A 12650-nucleotide genomic window follows, 5' to 3' on the forward strand; every position below is an offset into this window, starting at 1 on the left:
ATAGGATACACACACGCAAAAAATATGGATATTAAAAACGGCTTTGTAGGCACAATCGGCAACACGCCACTAATTCGCTTAAACAGCTTCAGCGATGAAACAGGCTGCGAGATTCTCGGCAAAGCAGAGTTTCTCAATCCCGGCGGTTCCGTTAAAGATAGGGCTGCTTTATACATCATCAAAGATGCAGAAGAAAAAGGCTTGCTGAAACCGGGCGGCACCGTTGTTGAAGGCACTGCAGGCAATACTGGCATCGGTTTAGCCCACATTTGCAACGCTAAAGGTTACAAATGTTTGATTGTGATTCCAGATAACCAATCTCAAGAAAAAATCGATGCTTTGAAAACCTTGGGTGCTGAAGTTCGGACTGTTCCTGCTGTTCCTTACAAAGACCCGAATAATTATGTCAAATTGTCGGGAAGATTGGCTTCGGAACTGGAGAATGCAGTCTGGGCAAATCAGTTTGACAATTTAGCCAATCGCCGAGCTCATTACGAGACAACTGGCCCGGAAATTTGGGAACAAACAAACGGGAAAATTGATGCTTGGGTAACAGCTACTGGTACCGGCGGCACTTTTGCGGGCGTAGGAATGTTTTTGAAAGAAAAAAATCCTGCTGTGAGAATTGTCTTGGCAGACCCGATGGGCAGCGGGCTTTACAGTTATTTCAAAACTGGGGAAATTAAGACTGAAGGTAGTTCGATTACTGAGGGAATTGGCACCACTCGCGTGACTGGAAATATGGAGAATGCCCCGGTAGACGACGCCATCCAAATTGACGATACTGAAGCTGTCCGGGTGATTTACCAACTGCTGAGGAAAGAAGGGCTGTTTATGGGCGGTTCTGTGGGGATTAATGTGGGGGCGGCCGTGGCTTTAGCGAAGCAAATGGGGCCTGGACATACGATTGTTACGGTACTCTGCGACGGCGGGGCTCGGTATCAGTCGCGTTTGTTCGATCGACAATGGTTGGCTTCCAAAGGTTTGTCACCAGATTAATCGTAGGGTGCGCTGCGGCGCACCTTAAAATCTGGGCATATATAAAATCTGGGCATATATGCGCGCACCTATTCCCATGATAAAAAAATAGCATATATGTAGCAGAATGTCAAGTAAAAAAATATGAAAATGATCGAATCTTCTAGGCAAGTTCTTGTTTGCCAAAACCGCACTTGTCGCAAGCAAAATTCAGCAAAGATACTGGCAGCTTTTCAGAAATTGTCACCCTCAGAAGTTGAATTTGTTGCTAGCAGTTGTTTGGGACAGTGTGGCAACGGGCCGATGGTGTTGGTGCTGCCAGAAGAGGTTTGGTACAGCGGTGTTTGCCCTGAAGAAGTTGTGGCAATAACTGAGCAACATTTGCGGGGAGGAAAGCCGGTGGAGAGGATGCTTTACCGCAAGTTTCACCGACTTTCTAAGTAGTCGATCGCCCTCGTTTAAAATTCTTCCGCAAACAACCGGCGGAGAATTTCCGTGACTTCGGCGCAAAATCTGGCGTCGAGTTCGATCGCTAGGCGATCGACACTGGAACCGTCTAAAACTTTTTCTGCCCGCAAAGTCATGGCTAAAGTTCTAAGTTTTGCCGACTTTCCCGCCGCTTTCGGCCGCTCGTCAACAAACCGCACTAAAGCCACATAAACTGTTTCTAGGGTTCCCCTGATCGAGCTGAGTCCGTAACCCAATTTTGATATAATTACTGGAGAAGTGATAAGGCTATCCATCCCCAAAGTTTTAATTGCTACGTCCACATATCGAGCGCTGTCATGTCCCATTGCTCTGACAATGCTTTCTAAGCTGTTCCACTGAGATGCTTTCATGCGCGATCGCTGTTCGATATGGAAGTGCCATCCTAACATAGAAATTAGCCTGGTCAAGTCATAAGCAGATACGGAATTTTTTTGTTTGGTGCTGTTTAATGCGGCACTTAAAAGCACTTGTTTTTTGGTGAGATCGAAGATTTTTGGGTTGTTGAGATAAGGATTTTCGCCGTAATCGCCGCGAAAAATTAGGTCGTTATTGCCAGTAGCGCTCTTCAGCCATTGCTCTAGTCCTATGCGAGTATCGAAACGTTTGAACATCGCGGCTAAGGAGTTTGAACTTGCTATATTTGAGGCATAGCTAATCATGTCTTTTGCTACATCGTAAAAGTAAAAATCGTGTCTTAGCCCGTTGCCATCTCTAACAACGCAGTTGTCAATGTCGCAGTCGGGATATTTGCTATTTATTTGACTGACGATATTAAGGAGCGGGATAATTTTAGTGGCACTCCACTGCTCAGCATTGGTAAGTGCGTTTTTTCCCAGCCACTGTGCCTGAATTTTGCCGTCTACAAAAGTACCAATGCAAACGCAGGCTTCTTTGATGTCTTCGTGGAGGAAACTTAAAGCTTGAGAGTTAATTTGAGGTAGTTCTCCCAGGCTGGGAAAGGCGGTAAGTTTGAGGGGATTATTGGGCCCGGGAATAGAGCTAATTACTTTTAAGCCGTCGGGTTTCTGTTTGAGATAATCGGGATAGTTTTTAATTTGTTGTTGATAAGGGGACTTTTCAATGCCCCGGTCTAAAAAAGCTAGTTTGTTTATGTTAGCTTTGGCATCTATTTCCATTTGGAGATAGTTTTTGAAGATGCGCGCTCGGTCTTTTGCGAGTTCGAGGGAGGTGAGGTTCATGATAATTGTTGGCAGCTTGTTACGAATAAGTAAATCACTATACTAGGATTTACGCAAACAAACCGGGTTGCTATGCAAAATTTTGTTTGAAAAACGAAAAATTTATGAATAACCGGGTTTCAGGCAGTAACTGCGTCCAGGACTATATATCTGAGCTCGCGCATTGCGCTCAAGCTTTTTTGCCGCGTACTTGAATGCGTTTGTCGGTTTTTTGTTTCTTAATCCAAGAGATAAATTTCTGGAGTTCAGGCTCATTTTTGAGCTTTTCCAGGGTGTTGAGTTCTTGGGCGAGGTGTTTGTTGTCAAATAGAGAGTGAATCTGGCGGTGACAGGCTGAGCAAATGTCGATTGTCAGGCTGGGATCTTCGTTTTTCCGCTTGGTGTTTTGTTTGGGGGTGAGGTGATGGGCGGTTAATGCTTCCATTTGTCGATCGCACAATTCGCACTGCATAATTTTCTCAAGGCTGCTGGATAGGGGAATTGCTACTTTGAGTTTAGCGCGATCGGCTTTGATTCATGTGAATGAAGCTCGATCGCACTCTCCAAACAATAAAAAACCCCCAATTGGGGGTCATACAAATCTCTTGTGGCAGAGGCCAAAAAGCCTCTGGGATCACAAAATATACAGTAACAGAAACAAAACAATCCAAATCACATCCACAAAGTGCCAGTAAATCTCAGTCGCTTCGATTCCGAAGTGGTGCTCGCTAGAATAGTGACCTTGCACGCGCGATCGCCACACCACCCCCGCCATCAGCAGCACTCCAAACGTAACGTGCAAGCCGTGAAAAGCAGTCAAAACGTAAAAGCAACTGGCATACAAATTAGTCGTCAAGCCAAACTCTAAATGAGTGTATTCGTAAACCTGACCTGCCAAGAAAACTGCGCCCATAGCAATAGTTACGAGCAACCAATTCCGCATTCCGGTGGCATCATTCTTTTTGATTGCAGTATCAGCATTGTGAATTACAAAACTGCTAGCAATCAGAATTATCGTATTAATTCCCGGCAGCAATAACTCTCGCCCTGGCGTACCTTCAGGAGGCCACACGGGGGCCATCGCCCGATAAATCAAATACGCGGCAAACATACCGAAAAATATCATGCCTTCAGCGCACAGGAACACAATTACACCTAACATTCGGTGGTCGGGATGCTCGACGCCGTGTGCTTCTACTTCGCCCTCGTGGTGGTAATTTAGGGCTGTTTTTGTCGGATCGATCGCTGGAATTTGCATAATAAATTGGTAATGAAGAAGTCAGTTGTCAGTTGTCAGTTGGCAGTTGGCAGTTGGCAGTTGGCAGTTGGCAGTTGGCAGTTGGCAGTTGGCAGTTGGCATTAGTCATTAGTTAACAGTTAACAGTCAACAGTCAACAGTTAACAATGCCCAATGCCCAATGCCCAATGCCCAATGCCCAATGCCCAAATAACTAATAACTATTCGCCATCTTGACTTTCATCAGCAGGAGAATCAACATCTATCTCTGATTCAGGAGCGACCAAAGTTGCAGTACCGCCCAAGAAAGTTGAAGCTTGAGCCTCCGCAACAGGAATACCTGTTTTCTGGGCGTTGCGGGTGGCATTTTCCCTCAGCTTGAGCCTGAGACGTTCCCCTGTATTCTGAATTTTTTCCATGCCGTAATCGTAAGGCCCCGTGGCCAATACCGGCACTCCTTCAAAATTTTCGATCGGGGGCGGCGAAGTCGTCATCCATTCCAAACTCAAAGCTTGCCAAGGATTGTCACCTGCTTTCGGGCCATACCTCCAGCTCCAAATCACATTAATGATAAACGGGATTGTAGAGACTGCCAGCATATAAGCACCGACAGTACAAATGACATTAATTGTGGTAAATTTCGGGTCGTACATTGCCACGCGCCGAGGCATTCCTTGCATCCCCAAAGCGTGCATCGGCAGGAAAGTTACAGTAAAGCCAACATAGGTTAAAACAAAGTGAACTCTACCCCAAAATTCATTAATCATCCGCCCGGTCATTTTGGGGAACCAGTGGTAAAAAGCAGCGTAAATGCCAAACACTGAGCCGCCAAATAGCACGTAGTGTAGGTGAGCGACGACAAAATAAGTGTCGTGAACGTGAATGTCGAAAGGTACGGAAGCTACCATGATCCCGGTGATGCCGCCGAGCACAAATGTTGAGATAAAACCCATGCCAAATAGCATCGCGCTGACAAGCCGGAGTTTGCCTCCCCAAATAGTTGCCAACCAGCTAAATATTTTAATCCCAGTTGGTACGGCGATGATCATAGTCGTGATCATAAAAAACATCCGCAGCCAGCCGGGGGTGCCGCTGGTAAACATATGGTGCGCCCACACGATCAAGCCCAAAAAGCTGATAGCGAGACTCGAATAGGCGATCGCCAAATAACCAAAAATTGGCTTGCGGGAATGCACCGGCAAAACTTCTGAAATCACCCCGAAAAAGGGCATAATCATAATGTAAACTGCCGGGTGCGAATAAAACCAGAATAAATGCTGGTAGACGATGGGATCGCCGTTGCCGGTCGGGTTAAAAAATGCCGTCCCCGCTAACAAGTCAAACGACAGCAAAATCAAAGCTGCAGCTAAGACTGGAGTAGCAATCAAAGTCAGCGCTGAAGTCGCAATCATCGCCCAGCAAAACAAGGGCATATCATTGAGACCCATGCTCGGAACGCGCATGGTGAAGATGGTAATGGCAAAATTTACCGCCCCCAAAATCGAAGAAGTTCCCAGAATCAAAACGCTGAGAATCCAAATTTCTTCCCCGGCTTGAGCAGTAACTAAGCTCAAAGGCGGATAGGAAGTCCAACCCGCCTGTGGAGCTCCTACCAAAAAACTGCTCAACAGCAACACGCCACCTACGGGAATCATCCAAAAGGCAACGGCATTCAGCCTGGGAAATGCCATGTCTTTTGCCCCGATCATTAAGGGGATCAAAAAGTTAGCAAATCCGGCTCCGGCGGGTACGATCCACAGGAAGATCATCACCGTGGCGTGAACAGTAAATAAACTGTTGTAGAGTTCGGGGGTGACAAAATCGGAGTCGGGGGTGGCGAGTTCTGTTCGCACCAAAGTTGCCATCACGCCGCCGATTAGATAGAAAATAAATGTTGTGACTAGGTATTGAATACCGATGACTTTGTGGTCGGTATTAAAAGTGAAGTAGTCGCGCCAATGTCTATCGGCGGGCGCTGTTCCGCGAGCCTCAGTGTTTGCACTTTCTTGGAACTGTGCTTGTGTCATAGTTATTAGTCATTAGTTATTAGTCATTAGTTATTAGCTAAGGATCAAAGACCCAGTGCCAGGAACTAATGACTATTTTTAGTGATGAGTTGGGTGAAGTTGTTCTAGGGTTTCGGAATTAATTTTTATTTCCCTGACGTAGGGAGCCAAAAATTCACCGTCTGACAATTCCCCTGGATTGACTGCAACTGCTTGCTCTAAGTTTTGACTGCTAGCAACTTGCTGGCTTTGCAGCCAACCGTCGAATTCTTCTGGTGTGTGAACGACTGCTAAAGCTTTCATCGCTCCGTGATAAGCGCCGCACAATTCAGCACAAACAACCCGGTATTCGCCGGTTTTAGTTGGTGTAAATCTCAGTTCGCTCGGCCGCCCAGGAATTGCATCTTGTTTGAGGCGAAATTCCGGCAGCCAAAATGCGTGCAGCACGTCTTGGGCTGCGATATTTAGCTGTACGTCGCGGTTGACTGGCATATGCAGTTCGCCAGAACTAACGCCGCTTTCTGGATAGCTAAATATCCAGGCGTACTGCAAACCTGTGACATTTACAACTAAGTCTGCTGGTTTGTCTTCATTTTCTGGGGAAGCGCCTACGCCTAAAGCAACGAGTTTTGGAGACGGAATTTGAGGGGCGTTTTGCGGTGTATCTGAGAGTGTGGCTGCGATCGCACTTCCCCGCATTTTAGAGTGCGCTTGCATCGTGCCGTGGTCATGATTGCCCATCGGATCGAGGCCTCCCATTGAGTTGTAAATCTCAAAACTGTAGACTCCGATTCCTAAAATAATCACCGCTGGCACGGCTGTCCAAAGAATTTCTAAGGGAAAGTTGTCATGCCAAGGCGGCCCGTCTGTGTTGTCTCCTTGACGGCGGCGATATTTAATTGCAGCAACGATGAGAATTCCTTGGACCATGATAAATAGTCCAGTGGAAATGGTCATCATTGTATTGAAAAGTGCGTCTATGTCGGATGCTTCGTCAGAGGCGGCGATCGGCATCAAACCGTGATTCTGCCCGTACCAGAGACTGATCAGAGTCACTCCGATGCCGGCGAGCATGGTGAGGATGGAACTGGGAATGTTCACGCTGGTACTTCTTAATAGCGACACTTCTTCGCTTGAAAAATGAAGGAAGCGCCTCTGGGTTATCAATTTTTAATTGTAAATGGTATTTTTAGTAAAATGTCTCTCTTAAGGGTTACTTAAGGCTTAGAATTTTTGACCGATCGCCCGATTGCCTCAAAAGTACGTCTTTTGTACCTTGACAAAAATGAGTAAAAATGCTAAACAATCGCTCTGTTTGGCTGCTAAATTTGAGATTTTTTCTCAAACACCATCAAATGCTGTTGAGGTAACATATCTTTGGTCTCTTTCCATACTAAACCGACGGCTGCCATTTCTTTTTTCACCTGCTTCTGCGTCATTTTGTGCAAGCCTTTAATGGGAATCAGTGGGTTTTCGCCCCGATACTCGATCGATACCGTGCGGCCTCCCGGTTTGAGTGCTTTCACAATTCCTTGCATCATTTCTCTGGGATATGCAAATTCGTGATAAGCATCCACCATTACAACTAAATCTACGCTGTTTTCTGGCAAATTCGGATTGTCGATACTGCCCAAAACTGGCTCAACGTTAGCAATTTTTTTTTCTTGTTTATTCAATTCCAGAAAATTAATCATTTCCGGCTGCACGTCAACGGCTAAAACTTTTCCTTGTGGAACTAAGGGAGCGATGCGAAAGCTAATATATCCCGTTCCCGCTCCAATGTCTGCTACAATATCGGTGGGTTTTAAATCGAGATTGTTGACTAATCGAGCTGATTTTTCTTCCATGCCGCGAGACGGTCTTTCTAGCCAACTAGCGCCTTGATATCCCATGACTTGGGCAATTTCTCGACCCATGTAAAATTTGCCGATGCCGTCTGGATTGTGGACTGTTCGCTGCTGATAAATTTGGTCGTCACTGGCGGTTTTACTTGCTTCTGCAGCAGCACAGGCATTGAGCGGCAAGATGCAAAGAATTGTCAATATTATTACTGTTAAGGGTTTAATGAATTGTGCGATTTTTTTCACGATCGTCCTAATTGTATGTTTAATTTTTTCATTACCAGGCTCTGCGCGGTAATGCAGAACCAGAGGACGAGCCTCGCGAATATGGAGAATAGTTTAAGATTTAGCTGACAGCGGATTCTAACAATTTAATTGTACCAGAGTCAGCGTCCATTTCGACTTCTTGACCGATCGGCAAAGTGAACTGTTCCCGGATGTGTCCCACCATTGAACCATACCACGCGGGAATATTTAAAGGGCGAATGTGGTCGGACAAGACTTGAGGTAAAGTTAGGGACTCTTGCGGTTTTTCAGCTTCGCACTTGGTACACTGTCCGAAAATAAAACCGGATATTTTATCAAGAATGCCCGCTAATTTGAGCTGCGTCAACATTCTATCGATGCGATAAACTTCTTCGCCAACTTCCTCGACAAACAAAATACTGTTTTCCCACTGCGGTAAATATGCAGAACCCACCATTGCTGCGATTACTGATAAATTTCCACCGATTAGTTTTCCCCTAGCTGTGCCCCGCCCGATTGTTTGAACTTGCACGCTTTGGGAGTTTTGCATCGTCACAGAACCTCCCTCAAACAAAACTTTTTTGACGTAATTTACTGTAAAGGGACTCCAAGTTGACGCACCTAAAGGGCCGTGAAAAGTAACTCTATTAGTTTTAGCATAAATCGCCAATAACAGTGCAGTAATATCGCTGAATCCCATAATAATTTTAGGATTGTTGCGGATAATATTGTAATCCAGGAGCGGCAATATCCGAGCACAGCCCCAGCCGCCCATCCCGGTAAAAATAGCTCGCACTGAGTCATCGGCAAAGGCTGCGTTGACATCGGCGGCGCGATCGGCATCCTTGCCGGCTAAATAGCCGTAGCGATCGTAAAAATGCTCTCCCAATTTAACTTTTAAACCCAGCTTTTCGATAACTTTAAAAAAGTCCTCGATTTCTTTTTTGTAGTTGAAAGCAGCAGGATTGATTAAAGCTACTGTGTCGCCGATTTGCAGGCGGCGCGGCTTAACGATCGCACTTTGGGGAGATAGATTGGTTTGGGCGAGCGGCAAAAGCTGAGTACCAATAGCAGTCAGCCCAAAAGTTGTGAGCAGAGCGCGGCGGCGGAGAGTCATAGCTGTTAGGTAATTTTTGCTATAATTGTATAGCAAAATCTCTGCCATATCAGTTTAAAATTGCGAGTTTACAATGAAAACCGACACTAAAATCTCAGCTAAAAAATCTTGGGCTCAAGCTTTAGCCCTTCCTGCTGCAGAGTTTCCGCTGACTCAGCTATTCATTAAAAGCGGTAAAATTCCCGCAGGATTGCGCGGCACTCTCTACCGTAACGGGCCCGCACGTTTGGAACGCGGCGGTGTTGCTGCGGGACACTGGTTTGATGGCGACGGTGCAATTTTGGCGGTACATTTTACCGATGCCGGTGCTGCTGCTGTTTATCGCTACGTGCAGACAGCGGGATATCAAGCTGAGGAAAAAGCTGATAAATTTCTCTACAGTAATTATGGCATGACAGCACCGGTGCCTGCGTGGTTGCGGTGGACTAAATCTGTTAAAAATGCTGCCAATACTTCAGTTTTAGCTTTGCCCGATCGCCTTTTAGCTTTGTGGGAAGGCGGCTTGCCTCACAGCCTCGATTTGCAAACTCTGGAAACTCAGGGAACGGACGATTTAGGAAGTTTAGAGAGTGGATCTTCTTATTCCGCTCACTCCAAGCGCGATCCGATTACTGGCCATATTTTTAACTTTGGAACTACACCGGGTGCCAGTACAAAGTTGAATCTGTATAAAAGCGATCCTACAGGCAAAATTGTGCAACAAGCAACTGTTGCTTTAGATGGAATTCCCATGATCCACGATTTTGTTTTAGCTGGAAAGTATCTAATATTTTTTGTACCGCCGGTGCGACTCAAATTTTTGCCCGTATTAGCTGGAATTAGCAGTTTCGGCGACTCTTTTGAATGGAAACCGGAGTTAGGTACTCAGATATTAGTTGTTGACTCTGAAACTCTCTCTTTAGTTAGTCGCGGCGAAACCGATTCTTGGTTTCAGTGGCATTTTGCTAACGGTTTTGTCAAGGAAGATGGTTCGGTAGCGGTTGATTTTGTGCGCTTCGCTGACTTTCAAACTAATCAGCGACTGAAAGAAGTAGCGGCGGGTGAAACTCGCACCGATGCGGAGGGGACTCTGTGGCGGGTGCATCTCAATCCTCAGACGGGAAAAGTGACAGCAGCCGAAGAATTGTTGGATCAACCTTGCGAATTTCCGATCGTACCTGCTTCAGAAATAGGGCAAGACTCGCGATATATCTATCTGGCAATGTATCGGCCTGACGTTGATATTGTACGGGAACGTTATGGTGCGATCGCCCGTTTGGACACGCAAAGCCGCAATCTCACAATTGCCGACTGTGGCGAAAATCGCTATCCCGCAGAACCCATCTACGTTCCAGATATTTCGTCGGAGAAAGGTTGGATAGTAACAGTTATTTATGACGGCAATTCTGACAGCAGCGAAGTCTGGATATATGACAGCGACGGACTTTCCCGCGAACCTGTTTGCCAGCTAGAATTGCCCGGTGTCATACCTTTGGGCTTTCACGGCACTTGGAAATCGGCAGTATGAGAAAATTGTAAAGAAGTGTTGCGGAAGATTTATTAAAAATTGTTGCCGCTTCTCTGTCAAGTTGTTAAGGTGTGTGTAGATAGGAAATTCTCATATCTAGGAGGTGTGGAATTGATAATCTGCATTGCTCAATTATCCTGTGCCAATTCGCACGAATCCCCGGCGATTTTAAGTCGCGGTTGCACAGGATATCGTCTGCCTCTGCGGACTAAAAAAAGAGGGGTAATTAAGCCCTGGCGAATAACCAATCCCGGCGAATATTCCCGGCCAGTTTACTCGCAGCTACACAGGCAAAGTCCGCCTTCACGGACTGAACAAAGAGGGGTTCTCCAACCCCGGTAAATGACAAATTCGCGGATCACCAATCCCCGGCCAGTTTATTCGCGGCTACACAGGCTAAGTGCGCCTCCGCGAACTGAATAAAAGCGGTAATAAAGCCCGCTTGGCCAGGATTTATGACTAGGTTTGCCCATCTCAGCTTTGTCTGCTGGCATGAGGTTAAAAGACCAGATAATTAACTGATTTCTGGCAAACCAAAAGTTTAGTTCAGCTCACGCGCACGTTAGCGATTCAAAAGTTTTTAGTTTTGAGTTAACCCCACAAGTAAATGAGGTCTATCGGAACAAGATAGCCTTTTCAACAATTATGAATTATGAGTTGTTACCGCCAAAACATCCAACTCATAGCTAATAATTCACAACTCACAACTCATAACTCCGTGCCGCAGTGAGCATCTACCAAAAGGTTTAATCTATGCAACTTCAAGGAAAAACAGCTCTTGTTACAGGGGCTTCGCGCGGAATTGGGCGATCGATCGCCCTGGAATTAGCGAGACAAGGAGTCAAACGCTTGTTGATTGTGGCGCGCAACCGCAGGCAATTAATTGAACTGGCAGAGGAAATCGATGTTTTGGGCACAGAAGTAGTGCCGTTAGCTTTGGATTTAACTCAGTCAGTAGCGGTGAATATTGCGATCGCCCAAGCTTGGCGAGATTGCGGCCCCATTCACCTGCTAGTCAACTGTGCAGGCGTCGCCCACCAAGCATCTTTCTTGCGTTCCCCGCTGCCGTTAATCGAGGAAGAAATCGCCTTAAACTTGCTCGGAACCTACACAATTACCCGCTTGATAGCTCGGCGAATGGCGACTCAAAGAGAGGGAACAATCGTCAATGTTTCGAGCTTAATGGGCAAAATAGCGGCTCCCACAATGGCGACTTATTCTGCTACCAAATTTGCCATTTTGGGATTCACCCAAGCTTTGCGGAGCGAGTTAACTCAGTACAATGTTCGAGTCACAGCTTTGCTGCCATCTCTAACAGATACCGACATGGTGCGAGACTTGGAGCAATTCCGGTGGGTAGTGCCCACAACTCCCGAAAAAGTTGCCCTAGCACTTGTCGCGGGATTGCACAAAGATGCGCCGGAAATCTTAGTAGGATACCAAAGTCATCTAGCAGTTTGGTGTCACCGAATTGCGCCTTGGCTGCTGGATTTTGTGTTGCGGATGGCGACTCCAGAACTTCGGGATAAATCGCGGGGTCGTAAATTGCGGGAGGCTTTGGCTAGCGGGCGATAAACCCTTTTATGGGCGGGCTTTCCGGCCCAACCCACAATAAAACTCATTCTTTGTGGAACGGGCAAGATGCCCGTTCCGGGCTCTTCGGCCCATTGGTGTCAACTTAAGCTGTCAGCCCGCCCACCCGGTAGTCCGCCCACCCGGTAGTCCGCCAGGGATTGAAATCCCTGTCTCATAGCTAAAGTCCTCTGAAGAGGACTAATGAGTTTAAACATTCGGCGTTGCTGAATACAGGTAGGAATTCAGATTTCCCAATTGCTATAAGACAAGTATGGTGAGTTTTATAACATCAAGCGAAAAGTTGATTCATACCCTGAATTAGCAATGCCAAAAATGCTTCTTCTCAGTCCTCTTTAGAGGACTTTAGCTATGAGACAGGGAATTCATTCCCTGTCGGATTGTCGGATTGTCGGATTGTCGGATTGTCGGATTGTCGGATTGTCGGATTGTCGGATTGTCGGATTGTCGGATTGTCG

Annotated in this window: 11 protein-coding genes; 4 read left to right on the forward strand and 7 right to left on the reverse strand. The window is 46.4% G+C overall.

The features are described 5' to 3' along the window. Positions 1-24 precede the first annotated feature (24 nt). Positions 25-999: a cysteine synthase A gene (locus QUB44_RS20665; protein ID WP_333370338.1), complete on the forward strand. Its 975-nt coding sequence runs from the start codon at positions 25-27 to the stop codon at positions 997-999. A gap of 123 nt (positions 1000-1122) precedes the next feature. Continuing rightward, positions 1123-1422, forward strand: coding sequence for a (2Fe-2S) ferredoxin domain-containing protein (locus QUB44_RS20670; RefSeq protein WP_333370340.1), 300 nt, complete (start codon positions 1123-1125; stop codon positions 1420-1422). 14 nt (positions 1423-1436) lie between these two features. Here the strand turns inward: QUB44_RS20670 and QUB44_RS20675 are convergent, their stop codons facing one another. The 7 genes from QUB44_RS20675 to QUB44_RS20705 form a co-directional block, all read right to left on the reverse strand. Next, positions 1437-2666, reverse strand: coding sequence for a hypothetical protein (locus QUB44_RS20675; RefSeq protein ID WP_333370343.1), 1230 nt, complete (start codon positions 2664-2666; stop codon positions 1437-1439). A gap of 169 nt (positions 2667-2835) precedes the next feature. Further along, on the reverse strand, positions 2836-3117 hold the full coding sequence (locus tag QUB44_RS20680; protein ID WP_333370345.1) for a hypothetical protein: 282 nt from the start codon (positions 3115-3117) through the stop codon (positions 2836-2838). Between the two features lie 162 nt (positions 3118-3279). Next, the gene (locus QUB44_RS20685; RefSeq protein WP_333370347.1) at positions 3280-3903 is read right to left on the reverse strand and encodes a heme-copper oxidase subunit III; all 624 of its coding nucleotides are present in this window, start codon (positions 3901-3903) and stop codon (positions 3280-3282) included. A gap of 200 nt (positions 3904-4103) precedes the next feature. After that, a complete protein-coding gene (ctaD, locus tag QUB44_RS20690; RefSeq protein ID WP_333370349.1) occupies positions 4104-5909 on the reverse strand; it encodes a cytochrome c oxidase subunit I in 1806 nt (601 codons plus the stop codon). 78 nt (positions 5910-5987) lie between these two features. Beyond that, positions 5988-6989 carry a cytochrome c oxidase subunit II gene (locus tag QUB44_RS20695; RefSeq protein ID WP_333370350.1) on the reverse strand — a complete coding sequence of 334 codons (1002 nt, stop codon included), beginning with the start codon at positions 6987-6989 and terminating at the stop codon, positions 5988-5990. Between the two features lie 221 nt (positions 6990-7210). Continuing rightward, a complete protein-coding gene (locus tag QUB44_RS20700; protein WP_333370384.1) occupies positions 7211-7978 on the reverse strand; it encodes a class I SAM-dependent methyltransferase in 768 nt (255 codons plus the stop codon). A 97-nt stretch (positions 7979-8075) separates the two neighbouring features. Continuing rightward, positions 8076-9092, reverse strand: a complete 1017-nt coding sequence (locus QUB44_RS20705) for an LD-carboxypeptidase (RefSeq protein ID WP_333370386.1) — start codon at positions 9090-9092, stop codon at positions 8076-8078. A gap of 73 nt (positions 9093-9165) precedes the next feature. Here QUB44_RS20705 and QUB44_RS20710 point away from each other — a divergent pair, with 73 nt between their 5' ends. Both QUB44_RS20710 and QUB44_RS20715 read left to right on the forward strand, forming a co-directional pair. Then, positions 9166-10599, forward strand: coding sequence for a carotenoid oxygenase family protein (locus tag QUB44_RS20710; RefSeq protein WP_333370352.1), 1434 nt, complete (start codon positions 9166-9168; stop codon positions 10597-10599). A gap of 753 nt (positions 10600-11352) precedes the next feature. Further along, positions 11353-12174, forward strand: a complete 822-nt coding sequence (locus tag QUB44_RS20715; protein ID WP_333370354.1) for an SDR family NAD(P)-dependent oxidoreductase — start codon at positions 11353-11355, stop codon at positions 12172-12174. Positions 12175-12650 lie beyond the last annotated feature (476 nt).

Origin of the sequence: Microcoleus sp. AT3-D2, assembly GCF_036705715.1 — a bacterium.
GTDB lineage: Bacteria > Cyanobacteriota > Cyanobacteriia > Cyanobacteriales > Microcoleaceae > Microcoleus.